Raw genomic sequence first — 15,055 nt, 5'->3', positions numbered from 1 at the left:
GAAGCAGGACTCAATAAATATCTATAATATTCTTCATCCTGTTTGACACTCATGAAGGCAATAATCATTCTCGATATTTATTGAGTCCTGTTTACTTTATGTGGAAGCAATTGCGGTTTTTAGTAGGGCAGCATTTTGAAGTTTCTGGGTATAAAACCTTTTCATATGGTGCAAAAAAGCGCATAATAACATCATTTTTTGATGGAAAACTGAGTAGCATGAAACATACTGTAGAGCAGCTTTTAAAACAGGCTTTAATATCATTACAAAAATCAGGTGAAATACCTGCCGATTTAGATATTGAGATTAAGGTTGATCGTACAAAAGATTCCGCTCATGGTGATTATGCCAGTAATTTGGCTTTAATTTTAGCGAAGCCATGTCGTCAGGCACCTCGTAAAATAGCAGAGCTTTTAGTTCAGGCTGTGCCTGCTGATTCTGCTGTGGAAAAGGTAGAAATTGCTGGGGCGGGGTTTATTAATTTCTTTATACGCAATAGCTCTCGGTCACAAATTATTGGTGAAATATTAGATAAAGGTGAGTGTTTTGGTCGCAGTGCTACTGGCCAAAATCAAAAAGTATTGATTGAGTTTGTTTCTGCTAACCCAACAGGCCCTTTGCATGTGGGACATGGAAGAGGGGCTGCTTTTGGTGCTACTTTAGGAAATGTCTTAAAGGCTGCCGGTTACGATGTTACCTTAGAATATTATGTGAATGATGCTGGACGGCAAATGAATATTCTTGCCGTTAGTGTATGGTTACGTTATCTGGAGCTTGTTGGTGAACCTGTTGTTATTCCTGCTAATGCGTATAAAGGAGATTATGTTTCCGAAATAGCGCAGGAGTTTTTTGCTGAGCATGGCAAAGAGTATGAGCGTCCATGGGCTACTGTCATTGACGGGTTGCCTCTTGATGAACCTCATGGCGGAGACAAAGAAATTTATATCGATGCGGTGGTTGAGCGTGCGAAACAACTATTGGGCGCGGATATTTTTGCTTTGTTTCATCAGCATGCATTAAATACGGTTCTTGATGACATTAAAGATGATCTTGCTGAATTTGGTGTGACTTATAATAGTTGGTTTTCCGAACAGTCTCTATTTGAAGATGGTTCCATTCAAAAAGGTATTCAAGCACTTAAGGACAGTGGTCATACTTTTGAAAAAGAAGGGGCACTTTGGTTTAGAGCAACTGATTTTGGTGATGAAAAAGACCGTGTGCTGGTGCGTGCTAATGGCCAAACTACTTATTTTGCATCAGATGTGGCTTATCATTGGAATAAATACGACAGAGGTTATGATCGAGTAATAGATATTTTTGGCGCGGATCATCATGGTTATATAACGCGTTTACGTGCCGTGGTTCAAGCTTTAGGGCATGATGAAAGTGCACTTAATGTATTGCTTGTGCAATTTGCTATTTTATATCGTGGTTCTGATCGAGTGCAAATGTCCACACGTAGTGGTTCTTTTGTTACCTTAAGAGAATTGCGTCATGAGGTTGGTAATGATGCGGCACGCTTCTTTTATGTAGCTCGCAAGTCAGAGCAACATATGGATTTCGATTTGGACTTAGCAAAGTCGGAGTCTAGTGATAATCCGGTATATTACATTCAGTATGCACATGCAAGAATATGCTCCGTATTAAGGCAATTGAAGGAACGAGGTTTGTTTTGGGATAAAGCAATTGGACTCAAACATATTGACTTGTTAGAACAATCTCATGAAACTCATTTGATTTCTTTAATTGGTCGTTATCCAGAGATTGTAGAATTAGCCGCTGCCCATTGTGAACCACATCAAGTGGCTTATTATTTACGTGAAGTAGCCAACGGCTTACATAGTTATTATAATGCTGTGCCACTATTGTGTGAGCAAGAGCAATTACGATGCGCTCGTCTTTGTTTACTCGAGGCGGTGCGTCAAGTAATAAAGAATGGTTTGGACTTATTGGGCGTATCCGCTCCTGAGAGTATGTGATGGCAAAAGAATATGGGAATAGGCGTTCTTCACGGTCGCGCGGTAGCGCACCGCACCAGTTTCTAGTGATTACCTTAACTTTTTTATTGGGTTATTTGGCCGCTTCTTTTTTTAATTTTGAAATGCTAAGCCGCTGGGTAAATACTCAGGTTTTGGCTCATCATGAAACCAAAAAAGAACCATCCAAATCAGAAGCACAACATGCCGCGGTTCCGCCTAAACCAAAATTTGAGTTTTACACACTACTCACTAATGAAAAAGTTCCTAGTTCACAACCTAACACAAATGCTGCAGTTTCAGCCCAACCTCAACCTGCAGCAAATGCTTCTCCTACTGCAACCGCGGCTGCTTCAGTGTCTACGGCAACTCTAAAAACTGCGTCGGCCAGTGTTACCAATACAGCACCTTCAACCGCACCGGTAAAACAAAATATTGCTCAGGCGCCACAAACACCACCCAAAGTGGATACTTCTGCAACTGCGAGAGGAAGATTTTTAGTACAAGTAGCTTCTTTTAAAGCACGTCAAGATGCAGAACACATGAAAGGTTCACTGATTCTTAAAGGGTTTGGTGCGTATATCATTCCGGTAAGTCATCCTGTTAAAGGTAATTGGTTTCGGGTAGTAGTGGGTCCCTATTCTAATCGAGGACTTGCACAACAGGCTCAGGTTACTTTGGCCAAAAATGAACGTCTAAATGGCATGATTACAAGCGGTGGATAAAAGGATGTAGCCACGGTTACTATGTAGCCTGGGTGCAGCGAAGCGAAACCCGGGAAATCCACTATTGGAACCAAAGTAATTATTTTTTTCAGCGCCGCACAATTACTTGAATGTTTGCTGCATTTTTGATTGCATGAGGTTTGCTAATCCCTACCGTAATTTGAGCCACTTTAAATTGTTCTTTAATTAAATCTGCCACTTCATTGGCAACTGTTTCAATGAGTTGGAATGATTTTGATTCTACATAAAGAGTGACGCTCTTACAAAGTGCATCATAGTCTACAGTCTTAGTCAAATCGCCCTGACAGTCGCTGAGATCGGTATCAATACTGAGATCAATTAATAATTGTTGATTAATGCGTTGCTCCCATGCATAAACACCGATTTTGGTACTTACACTAAGCGCTTTGATATTTAAAGTATCCAATGTTATTCCTACTTACCCAAAAGTGACTTGCTGGTGATTTTATCTAAATAATTAGCATGATGTACAGAGTGGCGTAATTGGTTCTTTGGCTCGTCATCCCGAGCATAGCGAGGGATCTCCTATTCGTAACAGTGTGCTACAGCTTGGGGATCTCTCGTTACACTCGCGATGACGTAGGGTATGGGGAAAGATTGTGCTTCAGAGCCAATTCTTGCATTATTTAGAGTGCAAATATGTTAGCATTGGGACATTTTGATTAGATTGGGATAATACGATGTATGATTTGGATCAATCTTTGTTCCTGCGTGCTTTAAGACGACAACCCGTAGAGCGAACTCCAGTATGGATGATGCGTCAAGCTGGGCGTTATTTACCTGAATATCGAGAGACTAGGGCGTTGGCAGGTGATTTTTTAAGCCTATGCAAAAATCCTGAACTTGCGTGTGAGGTGACATTGCAGCCTTTGCGTCGGTATGCACTGGATGCAGCCATTTTATTTTCTGATATTTTGACAATTCCTGATGCAATGGGACTCGGTTTATATTTTGCCGAAGGTGAAGGACCGTGTTTTCAACGTCCAGTACAAGATAAACAGGCAATTGCTAATTTACAAATTCCTGAACCGGAATCTTTGGCCTATGTCATGAATGCGGCAAGATTAATCCGTCAAGAAATGCCAAAAGAGCTTCCTCTAATTGGTTTTGCAGGCAGCCCATGGACTTTAGCTTGTTATATGGTTGAAGGCAAAAGTACGAGGGAGTTTAAACGTATTTTACATTTGATCTATACCGAAAGTGAGGCTGCACATGTTTTACTAAATAAGTTGGCAGTATCAGTCGCAGATTATTTGATGGAGCAAATCAAAGCAGGTGTGAATGCTGTTATGCTTTTTGATACTTGGGGGGGCATTTTAACTCCTGAGAATTATCAAAATTTTTCTCTGCAATATATGCAGAAAATCGTACAGCAAATAAAAGCCAATTACCCTGAAATCCCCGTTATTTTATTTACTAAAGGGGGAGGCCAATGGTTAGAAAAAATGCTCATTACGGGTTGTGATGCATTGGGAATCGATTGGACTTGCGATCTAGGTGACGCACGACGAAGAGTTGGTAATCAGGTTGCATTACAAGGAAACCTTGATCCCTCAGTGTTGCTCACTTCAAGACAATGTATTCGGGAACAAGTGAAAAAAGTATTAGCATCCTATGGAGCCGGTTCAGGACATGTGTTCAATCTTGGTCATGGGGTTACTCCTGATGTCCCACCTGAGCATGTTGCTGCGATGATTGAGGCAGTGTATGAGTTCAGCCCATATTATCATCAAAATTGATATCAGGAGCGATAGGTGCCGCATGTCGGTTGGATAAAAATAATCAACCTACATGCTTCATTCTCTTATTCAGGAATAGGAACATCAAATCCATTCAGTGTTATCGATACCATACAATATAGCCCAATTAAATAAATAAGCTCAGCGGTGCTTTCTTCACCAAATTGATGAATCGCTTTTTTATAGACTAATTCGGGTAATAGCCCCCCATTAACTAATGCAAAAGTAAAGTCGTAGACTAAAGCCTCATCCTCCTCTAAATCAACAGGGCGTTGTCCAGAAACAATGGTTGCAATTTTCTCATCACTTAATCCCCGTAACTCTGCTATTAAAATATGGGCATAAAGCTCATAGCCGGAATGAAATTTAGTACCGGTTACTAATATTGCTACTTCTCGTACTGATTTAGGTAATGTAGATTTCATTGAAAGCGCCTTCGTCAGCTCCCATATAGGGCCTCCAATTTGTGGAAATTTAATCCAAGGATCCCAGGGACCTATCAATGCACCATCTTCTCGTATGGCTTGAAAGCCTTGGAAATTTTTTTCAATACCCGCTTTCATATCTTGATATAAAGCTTTTTGTTCTGAATTAAGGTTTTCAGGTTTTATTGCTTCCAAGCGCATGATTTACTCCCTTAATATAAGAAAATGTAGCTGAGTAACTTCAAGCATAGTTCAAGTGAACTGCATTTTCCTCAGGTATCTAACCTAACATATTACTAATAGAGTTTTCGGAAAGAATTTAATATATTTGATCTGCATATTATCTTTCGGTATAATATTTGCGCAATATCATCGGTTCTATTAGGAGATAAACCCTCGTGCCAACATTGTTTCATGCACTCTCCGAAGATGCATTGCGGAATATTAATCAAAGACTTTCTCTTGATGAACTATTAACTATAGCCACAACAGGCAATCTAAAATCGCGACAGGCAGCTATGATGGAGTTGTTTACGCGGACGACGGATGATGCTAGACGCTATCAAGAAAAACTACTGGCACTATGGATGAGGCAAGAGCCTAATTCATTAACCATAAGAAAATTGACTCCTGTGCTTTTGCAAACCCTAAAGCATCTGGATGTACCTTATCAACTCATAGGCTTAAGTTTTATCAAGGGAACAACCAATATGGTACAGGGCGAGCTTCAGGGTTATATTAATCCGTTTCTCAATGAGCTCTCCAACAAAATCAGTACTGATGCAATGGACTTTACCGAATGGCATCGCTTGCAAGATATTGTTCCACTCTTAAGTGTGACGCAAATACAACAAACACTACAACTGTTGTTAGTGCACTATCAGCAACAAGAAACAGAAGCCTGCAACGCTATTACCGTTTTGACGCGTCAGTTGAGTGTACTCCAAGTTAAGTCGCTTCCCGGATTGCAGGAGAGCTTGCTTCATGAAGACAGTTGGACGCGCCTGGTTGCTTTAAAGATTGTTGCTGTTTTGGCACATCAATGGAACGAAGCAGAACTTGCTCCACTTTTTGCTGAATTACAGAAAAATCTGTGGCACCCAGACTACTGGGTACACAAAGCTACTCTAGAGATTATCAGTGCTTTGACACCACAATGGAAGACAACCCAAGTCGAGGAGCTCTTAACTGGATTGCAGAAAAATCTGCAACATGAAGACGGCTGGGTACGCGACGCTGCTCTAGGAACTATTGTTGCTTTAGCTCACCTATGGAATGCAACACATGCTGAGCGGCTCTTGACTGGATTAGAGGACAATTTGCGACATCAAGACAGCTCCGTGCGTAAGAATACTCTAAAGGCCATTAGTGCTTTGGCACCCCTATGGAATACAAGCCAGCGTGCGCTGCTGTTTGTGAAAGCACAGGAAAACCTAAAGTATCAAGACAGTTGGGTGCATCAAGCGGCTCTGGAAGCCGTCGCGGCTTTGGCGCGTGAGATGAATCTCAAACAAGTTGACCAGCTCATTTTTAGATTGCGGAAAGACCTGGCTTATCGAGACAAACAGGTACGTACTAACGCTCTAGAGGTTATCAGCGCTTTGGCGAGTCAATGGGAGCCTGCACACCTTATGCAGCTCTTTCCTGGATTGCAGGAAAACCTACAGCATCCAGATAGCTGGATGTATGCAATTACTCTAAAGACTGTCAATGCTTTGGCGCATAAATGGAGTGCAGCACAACTTAAGCTGCTTTTTCCTGGATTGCAGAAAAACTTACAGCATCAAGACAGCTGGGTACGTAAAGCTGCTATAGAGACCGCCAATGCTCTGGCACACAAATGGGATGTAAAACAAGTTGAAGAGCTCTTTACTGGATTGCAGACAGGCATGCGGCATCAAGATGTCCGGGTGCGTCACGATGCTCTAAATGGCATCGTTGTTTTGGCACACAAGTGGAACGCAAAACAAGTTGAGCAGCTTTTAACCGGATTACAGGAAGACTTGAGGGGGCAAGACAATCAGGTGCGTCAAAATGTTTTAGAGGCTATTGCCGCTTTGGCAAGTCAGTTGAACGCAACGCAAGTGGCACAACTTCTTCCTGATCTAGAGGAGAACATGCGGCATCAAAATCCCTTCTTGACTTGCAAGACAGCTCTAAAGGCCATCGCTACATTAGCAAGCAAGTTGAACGTAAACCAAGTGATACAGATTCTTCCTGAATTGCAGAACAACTTACAGCATCACGATGAGTTGGTGCGAGAGGCAACTCAAAATACCATTGCTGCATTGGTAAGCCCGCTGGAAGCAATGGAAGATCCATCTTCTGTATTCGAATGCATCATCTCATCCTTACATGATGCAAATGCCACCCCGAAAATCTCTGGATGGGAGATGTTGTTAGCCTTTGACAATAAGCCGTTTTCGGTTACCCGCTACATGGAGGCAGACCAAATAAAAAGGGTGCTCGGCATGGCAATTGAGCTGATGAATAATAAAGAACATCAAGAGTTTTTTGAGCGCCAAGCCTCCGCGTTCGCTACTCTTCTTACAGGTTTTGTGCTTGGGTTAGAAGCATATCATAGTGACTATCAAGCTGAAACGGAGCAATTGCTGCATATGGTGAACAGTAAAGACGTTGACAGCATGCTGCGTCAAATCGCGCTTAAGGCTTTGAATAACCTCGTGATACAGAATATGCAGGAGAATAAGGAGTCAGTGTTCATTGACGCGTATCAAGGCAGCGAAAGTGATAGTACGACTGAATATTCTATGCTTTTATGCAGTGCCGACAGGAAAATCCCAGTGCCTACAATGGCACTTGTAAATGCGTAGGTTGGGCCTTGGCCCAGTCGAGTTTGGAGTACGGCAAGTTATTATTTTCTGCACCTCTTATTCACATCACAAGATGCTTTAATAAAACTAAAATACTGTTAAAGTTCAATGGTTATGATTTATTACAAATCGAGGAAAAAGATGAGTACAAAAGTAACTATTACCGCTACAGTCCATGCCGACGTACAAAAAGTTTGGGATTACTATACGATTCCTGAACACATAACAAAATGGAACTTTGCGGACTCTTCGTGGCAGTGTCCTTTTGCAGTAAATGATATGCGTGTAGGTGGGACGTATTTAGCAATAATGGAGGCGAAAGATGGAAGTTTTGGTTTTGATTTCGAAGCGATTTATGATGAGATTATTGACGGTGAACTGTTTACCTATACCATGCCTAATGGCAGGCAAGTAACCGTCGTTTTCAAAAAAAATAGCAACCAAACAGAGGTTACCATAACGTTTGACCCAGAAACGGAACACCCAATAGAAGTACAGAAAAATGGTTGGCAAGCGATACTTAACAACTTTAAACAATATGTGGAAACAAACTAGGGGCTGTTTACAATTCTACTATCTAGACCAACTCCTGCCATCCTTCATTACGTTTGGATGATGGGATTTTAATGTGAGTGATATGCATCATTTTATATCAATTGAAACAGCAAAATTAATACTTAGAAAGCCTGCCCCATCTGATTTCCTACATCTTGTACACTTGTGGAAAAATGAGGCGGTACGCAAGTATCTTGGTGGCGTCGTTAATAATGGTATGGTTAATGCGCGAATTAAGTCCATCCAAAATCATTGGGAGAGTATGGGATTTGGTCTATGTACTGTTCTTAGCAAAAATACACAACAAATAATTGGCATTTGCGGGCTGCATCATTCAGAAGATGGGATAGAAATTTCATATATGTTTTTCCCAGAGTGGTGGGGAAAAGGATTGGCTTATGAAGCAATCACTGCAAGTCTGAACTATGGTTTTCTACATTTAAATATAGGAAAAATAATTGCTATCACCCAAGAGGCTAACTCCAGATCCTGTTCTTTGTTAGAGGAAGTAGGAATGAGCCTTACAGATACCTTTATACGTTATGATGAGAAACAATGTTTGTATGAACTATTAAACCAGAATCAATGCAAATAGGGCCATTACAGATCGGGCCTTGGCCCGACGATTTTGGATACAATAAAAAATTTATTTTACAAATGACATCTTGATTTTGTCGAGCCAAGGCCTGACCTACGATAATCCTTACGATAGCTTGATTAATATCAATCCTGAAATAATTAGGGTTGCAGCAGTAAATCTCAATGCATTTGCTGCTTCTCCCATAAAAAAAATACCGATTAAAAAAGCGCCGACAGCACCTATTCCTGTCCAGATAATATATGCTGTTCCTAAAGGAATACTTTTCATTGAGATTGATAAAAGCGTAAAACTAGCGACCATAGTGAGGATTGTAAGAATTGAGGGGATGATTTTTGTAAAACCCAAAGATTGCTTCATAAAGTAAGCCCATACAATCTCGAGTATTCCTGCAAAAAATAAGAATAACCAGTCCATAAAAGCTCCAATGTAATGGTCTGGCCGTCCAGAATGAAACCTTGATGGATGAGGTCGTCCTCATTAGTATATTATATGAGAAATATGAGAATTAAAATATAATATCCATTGTTGCTCCCTTTAGTGTGATATAAAGAATCTAGAGAATGATTAAGGTTTGCATCTATGAATCTATTGACAGTGAATGATCTTGAGCAGATTTTATCTCTTGCAGTTAAAGAAAATTGCGGCCAAAAACACATTAATCATATAAAAGCAAACATAATAATCATTAATGAAAAATTATATAAAAACAGAGCGCTAACTCAAGATGAGATAACTGCCTTATCGACGAATAAGACAGTAAAATTCATGATGATCTTATTCTTTCTTACAAAGAATGCTTCACTAGAGTTTATACGAAGAAATGAAGAGTTATATGCGAGTGAATCGGTACAGGTTAATAAATTATGGCAACATATCGAATTAACGATTAAAAAAAAGCTCCTGCTATCTCGGGAAATCAGCAGCCAGTTCAAGCATGATTTTGCGAGTTCTAGCTTGTTGAGCCATTTTGTAAATGCTGCTAAGTCATTAGAGTTTACGGATCTTGCCGCAGAAGAATTTATTAGTAATGTAAATAACTCAATATTTCGTCTCTACGTCACCAAAAAATATGAATTGATAAAGGGTATTTCTTCTAATAACTCAATACAAGCAAACAAAGAACAATATACCTTGCATGATCGTAAAACCTGCTTTCATGAAGGGTTATATGATCCATTTAAATTTGAAGAATCGCAAACCTGGGTGAGCAAGCGTTATCTAAACACATCACCAACAAGGAAATTGATCGATTCGGTTTTTACGCTACAGTTTGCGCTACCTGAATTAACTGTACTGCATACTGACAACACCTATACCAAGGTTTTTACAACAGAAATCCCTGATTTTCTCGAAAAAAATCTAATCTCTAATGAAATTACTTCCGAGTTATATCAAGCAATTAAAAATGACTATCCCAAATTATTTCTTTCTCCATTAGACCGTGAAACGGTAACTAGGATTTACAAATCTATTAGCCAATTAATTACTCAAGGCATTCAGCAGGCGGCACAAGTAAGTAAGCCATTACTCATATTGTTGTCCGAAGTACATGGCTCGAAAGAGTCTTTCTTCTTTCATACCATAATGTTACATTGTGCAAAAAGTATAGGAGTGAGGCATTTACTTGTAGAAACAATAAATATCTATCATGAGCAATATGGATGGGATGCACAAGTTAATGAAATAAAAAGACTTATTTCTTTTGCACAAAACAAACTTGGTTTTCAAGTAAAAGATCTTGAACAGGAGCTACATTATAAGAATCGTCTCTGCCCATATCCATATCATGATATTCCAGAACCCCATTTTGGTATTGATGCGCGTGAAGCAAGCTGGATTATTGATGCGAAAAAAATTAATAAAAATCAGATAATGATTGTAGGTTCTGGGCACCTGAATAATCTTCTAAATAGTTCCTTACAAGATAACTATCATATATTGCCTATAGATTGCTCAGGAGATAAGGCATTCAGCGATATGCTTTCTATTACGCAACACCATTTTATTTCATTAGATAAAAGTGTAATTCAATTCACCCTTGATGAGATGATTAAAATGGTGCAAGAGGTTTCTCTGCAACATGGATATTAGTTTGGGTGAAACCAACAATGTAGCCCGGATTAGCGCAGCGTAATCCGTTGTCACACATTACAAGGTTTTTCTATGGGTTATATCTGATATGGGCTCTTCGCTAATATAAGAAACCACTCTTCTAAAGAAAGATAATTGATATTTTTTGCCAGCAAAGGCGTTATCACCATATGATTTGCCAAATTGCTGGTGGTTTTTTTGGATGTTTTGCAAATCACGTTTCTTTTCAGCGTGATATTCTTCTTTGTTAAAAGGCTTGCTGAGAGGTGACACCCTCGTTTCTAATTCTTTTTCACTTAACACACCGAGATCATCCCAATATTCTTTATTCTGTAGAATTTGTTCCATAAACGTATTTAGATTAGGTTTATGGGGATGGAGTAGCGCAAGGCCACCTAATTTTGTTTTGAGTCGTTCAATATCAAAATTTTGCATTTGTTCTGCAGTCAGTAAAGTGTGCAGCCCTGGCGATGGCCCATCTTGGATGCCTCTTTTTTCTTGCATTGTTTTTAAGGCTTTTGCATAGTTGCTTTGTTTATTCTCAGGAGCATTACCGCGTTTTAATGATACCCAACCGTGCCCAGGGGTAATTTCTTGAATTTCATCTTTTAATGCCACAGCACCAACAACACCCAATACAAAGCCCGCACAATTAAATCCTTTGGCTCGCTCTGTATAGTTTGTTGCATAGCGAATAAGGCTTCGTGCTAAATTCATTAACCATTGAGGTAGATTCAGCGATGGTGCCAAGAAGAATGAGCCGAATCCTGAAAGAAAGCTTGCCATGGTGTAGGGGAAAAAAGGTGTTTTGGTGGGGGTCGTATTACGGCGTGCTGCAAATTTTAAGTATTCAAAAGTATTCGCTGTTTGTGCTTCAGGGCTTGTATCATACGGTTTTTCGTTGGCTTCAAGTGCATCTACCAAACGTTTTTCATCATAAATAACCCCCTGAAGTAACCAACGTTCAGCTTGTTGGGCTATATCTTCACCATTTAGGGTTTTACTGCGAATCACCTGGATATCAAGCGTATTATGATACAAATTAAAGAGATTACCTGCTTTATTAAGTCCTGCATGCAGGCGATACAAGCTTGCAAGTGTCCCTCTTAGTGCGCCGGTGCGTTTAAAACCAGTACCCATATGGATTACATCCCCAATATAATCAGGATTAGGTGCATAAATCGCCACATGATAGGGTTTTCCGTTATGCCTAACTAGAATGATGTCGCCACGTTTTAACTCTGAAACGTTAGCCATAACGTTATTCCCACACAAGTTTTTTGGAGCCGATTATAGTGAAAATTTGATCAATTTCAAATCGATAGAAAGTATAAAATTTATCCATGAAATAAATGAACGAATTGGGCAAATTGTAATGCGCTAAAACCCAAATGCTGTGCTTAATTTTTTTGACCCGCTTCTAGGTTAATGCAATAATGATTTTCAATGAGTGATTTTTAATCCTTGGGATAGGCCCTAGGCCAGAAAGTAATTATAAATTATTCAACTATAAATGAAGAAATGGATTCTTCGATACATACAATCAAAGAAACGGATGCCTGCCACCATGACTCACTCTCAAAAAATAACTGATGACACTCTTATTGATATAGCACTACAAGGTGGTGGTGCTCATGGCGCTTTCACTTGGGGTGTGTTAGACCGCTTATTAGAAGAACAGAAGCTACAAATTGATGGTATTTCGGGCACCTCTGCGGGTGCTATGAATGCTGTGGTTCTTGCCGATGGATACATCAAAGATGGGGCGCAAGGCGCGCGCAATTCGCTCGAATTGTTCTGGAAGAGTGTCTCCAATGCCGCACGTTTTAGTCTTTTACAACGCAGCCCTCTTGATATGTTGCTGGGACAATGGTCGCTTGATCATTCTCCTTTTTTCATTACTATGGATGTCATGTCGCGGCTTTTTTCTCCATACGATATTGACCCATTTGGGGTTAATCCTCTCCACAATATTTTAGAGGAGCTCATCGATTTCACACGCTTGTCACAAAGTTCAATCAAATTATTCGTTACTGCGACAAACGTGAGTACTGGCAAAGGCAGAGTATTTCGCAATAATGAAATTACTCCTGAAGTGCTTCTTGCTTCGGCATGTCTTCCCACTATTTTCAAGGCTGTTGAGATTGATGGGGAACACTACTGGGACGGCGGGTATTCAGGGAATCCCACAATTACACCGCTGGTACGAGAATGTAAATCACAAGATACGATTTTAGTACAAATTAATCCGGTCACAAGACCAGGCTTCCCTCGGTCAGCACGAGATATCCTTAATCGCTTGAATGAAGTTTCATTCAATTCAGTGTTACTTAAGGAACTACGCATGATTGCTTTGTTACGGCAGTTGGCACATCCAGGTAATTCTGAAGGTGCAAAATGGGCCGGCATGAGAATACACCGAGTGAGTAGTGACATCATGCTTGAACTGGGCTCTTCCTCTAAGCTCAATGCAGAATGGGACTTTTTACTCATGCTTCGAGATGAAGGGCGTCGAGCTGCTGAAGCGTTTCTTACAGGACATGCACATGATCTGGGTCAACGTTCGTCACTTGATCTCGATGTATTACTTGATGGAATTTAATTCATGGGAATCCTCGGGATTTTACTTGGCCTATTGCTGCTGATTGTTTTAGCATTGCGCAGTTGGAGTATACTCCTGCTCGCACCCGCTGCGGCATTGGTTGCTGCGTTTTTTGCAGGTGAGCCTTTGCTTGCAAACTGGACACAGACATTCATGAGTGGCGCTGCCCATTTTCTTGCTCAATACTTTCCGTTATTTTTGTTGGGTGCACTGTTTGGTAAATTAATGGATGACAGCGGTTCAGTTTCAGCAATTGCAGATTTTATGACGCAGAAACTGGGGACAAAACACGCCATATTGGCCGTTGTATTTGCTGGAGCATTAGTGACTTATGGTGGTGTCAGTTTATTTGTTGCATTTTTCGTGCTTGCCCCAATGGCCCAATCGTTATTCCATGCTGCGGCTATTCCACGCAGACTCATGCCCGCTGCAATTGTGCTCGGAACTTCTACATTCACCATGTCTGCTTTGCCAGGAACACCCTCAATACAAAATGCCATTCCCATGCCTTTTTTTGGCACGACACCATTTGCAGCACCTGGATTGGGAGTCATCGCCGCAGTCGTGATGATCGTATTTGGAATATGGTGGCTTAAAAGAGCAGAAGCTGCTGCCCAACGCACAAATGAACAATTGAGAGAAACCACGCTCGCCACAGCTGACAATATTGTGCATGATCAACTGATTCGCGAGCGAGCCACTACCGCTCATGAATTTGATATCGCAGAGATCACGCATGGATATCATAGCAAGAATTTGCCCACAATTAGTTCTGCAGTATTACCGATTATCATTGTTATTGGGGTTAATTTCTTAATGACTCTCATCGTGCTTCCACGTTTTGATGTGTCATTTTTGGCTCAGGAAGAGTGGGGCGCAACCTCTCTTTCGGCAGTTGGTGGGGTATGGTCTGTTGTTACTGCGCTAGCCACAGCAATTTTTGCTGTAATCATCATCAATCGCAAACGACTTCCCAAATTGCGAGAGACAATGGATGCTGGTGCGAACGCATCGGTTTTACCGGCTTTAAGTGTCGCAAGCTTGGTTGGTTTTGGTGCAGTGATTGCATCACTTCCTACATTTGCGGTAGTGCGTGATTGGGTTCTGGGAATTGGTGGGGGACCATTAATCTCACTTGCAGCTGCAACCAACGTACTTGCCGCAGTTACTGGTTCCGCATCTGGCGGGCTGTCCATTGCGCTTGATTCGCTCAGTAGCACTTATTTGATCCTGGCACAGAAATACGGAATTGACCCTGCTTTATTGCATCGAGTCGCTGTGATTTCATCAGGCACACTTGACAGCCTTCCTCATAATGGGGCAGTTGTAACACTTCTTGCAGTTTGCCAATCATCGCATCGCGAAAGTTACTTTGACATTGTGGTTGTTGGCATTATTGGTTCAATTATTGCCCTTGGTGTCGTTATCTGTCTGGGCTCAATATTTGGTTCATTTTGACGTGTTACTAATTGTAAGTGTTCATGAT

General features: G+C 40.8%; 13 protein-coding genes. 9 read left to right on the top strand and 4 right to left on the bottom strand.

The features are described 5' to 3' along the window. The first annotated feature begins 218 nt into the window (after window positions 1-218). Window positions 219-1,979 carry an arginine--tRNA ligase gene (gene argS / locus BGO44_RS13265; protein ID WP_058509406.1) on the top strand — a complete coding sequence of 587 codons (1,761 nt, stop codon included), beginning with the start codon at window positions 219-221 and terminating at the stop codon, window positions 1,977-1,979. Beyond that, window positions 1,979-2,701: an SPOR domain-containing protein gene (locus BGO44_RS13260; RefSeq protein ID WP_058509407.1), complete on the top strand. Its 723-nt coding sequence runs from the start codon at window positions 1,979-1,981 to the stop codon at window positions 2,699-2,701. The genes argS and BGO44_RS13260 overlap by 1 nt, the downstream gene beginning before the upstream one ends. An 88-nt stretch (window positions 2,702-2,789) precedes the next feature. Here BGO44_RS13260 and folB read toward each other — a convergent pair whose 3' ends face one another. Continuing rightward, window positions 2,790-3,128 (bottom strand): dihydroneopterin aldolase, encoded by a 339-nt coding sequence (gene folB, locus BGO44_RS13255; RefSeq protein ID WP_058509408.1) that lies wholly within the window; start codon window positions 3,126-3,128, stop codon window positions 2,790-2,792. 274 nt (window positions 3,129-3,402) lie between these two features. Between folB and hemE the strand changes: the two genes are divergently transcribed. After that, window positions 3,403-4,461, top strand: coding sequence for a uroporphyrinogen decarboxylase (gene hemE, locus BGO44_RS13250; RefSeq protein ID WP_273197315.1), 1,059 nt, complete (start codon window positions 3,403-3,405; stop codon window positions 4,459-4,461). Between the two features lie 65 nt (window positions 4,462-4,526). On the opposite strand, the gene BGO44_RS13245 is transcribed toward hemE, so the two are convergent. After that, entirely contained in the window at window positions 4,527-5,087 is a 561-nt protein-coding gene (locus BGO44_RS13245) for a carboxymuconolactone decarboxylase family protein (protein ID WP_273197312.1), read from the bottom strand. Between the two features lie 197 nt (window positions 5,088-5,284). On the opposite strand from BGO44_RS13245, the gene BGO44_RS13240 reads away from it, so the two are divergent. The 3 genes from BGO44_RS13240 to BGO44_RS13230 all read left to right on the top strand — a co-directional run bounded on the left by BGO44_RS13240 (window position 5,285) and on the right by BGO44_RS13230 (window position 8,870). Then, a complete protein-coding gene (locus BGO44_RS13240) occupies window positions 5,285-7,720 on the top strand; it encodes a HEAT repeat domain-containing protein (protein ID WP_273197310.1) in 2,436 nt (811 codons plus the stop codon). Between the two features lie 141 nt (window positions 7,721-7,861). Continuing rightward, complete coding sequence (locus tag BGO44_RS13235) at window positions 7,862-8,275, top strand: SRPBCC family protein (protein ID WP_273197307.1); 414 nt, start codon at window positions 7,862-7,864, stop codon at window positions 8,273-8,275. Between the two features lie 82 nt (window positions 8,276-8,357). Next, window positions 8,358-8,870: a GNAT family N-acetyltransferase gene (locus BGO44_RS13230; RefSeq protein ID WP_273197305.1), complete on the top strand. Its 513-nt coding sequence runs from the start codon at window positions 8,358-8,360 to the stop codon at window positions 8,868-8,870. 108 nt (window positions 8,871-8,978) lie between these two features. Here the strand turns inward: BGO44_RS13230 and BGO44_RS13225 are convergent, their stop codons facing one another. After that, the gene (locus BGO44_RS13225) at window positions 8,979-9,290 is read right to left on the bottom strand and encodes a DMT family transporter (RefSeq protein WP_058509414.1); all 312 of its coding nucleotides are present in this window, start codon (window positions 9,288-9,290) and stop codon (window positions 8,979-8,981) included. A gap of 165 nt (window positions 9,291-9,455) precedes the next feature. Here BGO44_RS13225 and BGO44_RS13220 point away from each other — a divergent pair, with 165 nt between their 5' ends. After that, complete coding sequence (locus BGO44_RS13220) at window positions 9,456-10,967, top strand: hypothetical protein (RefSeq protein ID WP_273197303.1); 1,512 nt, start codon at window positions 9,456-9,458, stop codon at window positions 10,965-10,967. A 57-nt stretch (window positions 10,968-11,024) separates the two neighbouring features. Here the strand turns inward: BGO44_RS13220 and BGO44_RS13215 are convergent, their stop codons facing one another. Continuing rightward, entirely contained in the window at window positions 11,025-12,224 is a 1,200-nt protein-coding gene (locus BGO44_RS13215; RefSeq protein ID WP_273197300.1) for a C40 family peptidase, read from the bottom strand. Between the two features lie 310 nt (window positions 12,225-12,534). Here BGO44_RS13215 and BGO44_RS13210 point away from each other — a divergent pair, with 310 nt between their 5' ends. Next, a complete protein-coding gene (locus BGO44_RS13210) occupies window positions 12,535-13,569 on the top strand; it encodes a patatin-like phospholipase family protein (RefSeq protein ID WP_273197298.1) in 1,035 nt (344 codons plus the stop codon). Between the two features lie 3 nt (window positions 13,570-13,572). Beyond that, window positions 13,573-15,027 carry a GntP family permease gene (locus tag BGO44_RS13205; RefSeq protein ID WP_058509418.1) on the top strand — a complete coding sequence of 485 codons (1,455 nt, stop codon included), beginning with the start codon at window positions 13,573-13,575 and terminating at the stop codon, window positions 15,025-15,027. The last annotated feature ends 28 nt before the right edge of the window (window positions 15,028-15,055 follow it).

Origin of the sequence: Legionella sp. 39-23 (genome assembly GCF_001897665.1) — a bacterium.
GTDB lineage: Bacteria > Pseudomonadota > Gammaproteobacteria > Legionellales > Legionellaceae > Legionella > Legionella steelei.
This window is presented reverse-complemented; position numbering and strand designations above follow the sequence as displayed.

Coding starts and splice junctions, on each gene's coding strand:
- BGO44_RS13220 (WP_273197303.1), top strand. CDS start 9,456: ATGAATCTATTGACAGTGAATGATCTTGAGCAGATTTTATCTCTTGCA.
- BGO44_RS13260 (WP_058509407.1), top strand. CDS start 1,979: ATGGCAAAAGAATATGGGAATAGGCGTTCTTCACGGTCGCGCGGTAGC.
- BGO44_RS13215 (WP_273197300.1), bottom strand. CDS start 12,224: ATGGCTAACGTTTCAGAGTTAAAACGTGGCGACATCATTCTAGTTAGG.
- BGO44_RS13205 (WP_058509418.1), top strand. CDS start 13,573: ATGGGAATCCTCGGGATTTTACTTGGCCTATTGCTGCTGATTGTTTTA.
- BGO44_RS13210 (WP_273197298.1), top strand. CDS start 12,535: ATGACTCACTCTCAAAAAATAACTGATGACACTCTTATTGATATAGCA.
- BGO44_RS13235 (WP_273197307.1), top strand. CDS start 7,862: ATGAGTACAAAAGTAACTATTACCGCTACAGTCCATGCCGACGTACAA.
- BGO44_RS13225 (WP_058509414.1), bottom strand. CDS start 9,290: ATGGACTGGTTATTCTTATTTTTTGCAGGAATACTCGAGATTGTATGG.
- argS (WP_058509406.1), top strand. CDS start 219: ATGAAACATACTGTAGAGCAGCTTTTAAAACAGGCTTTAATATCATTA.
- BGO44_RS13245 (WP_273197312.1), bottom strand. CDS start 5,087: ATGCGCTTGGAAGCAATAAAACCTGAAAACCTTAATTCAGAACAAAAA.
- BGO44_RS13230 (WP_273197305.1), top strand. CDS start 8,358: ATGCATCATTTTATATCAATTGAAACAGCAAAATTAATACTTAGAAAG.
- hemE (WP_273197315.1), top strand. CDS start 3,403: ATGTATGATTTGGATCAATCTTTGTTCCTGCGTGCTTTAAGACGACAA.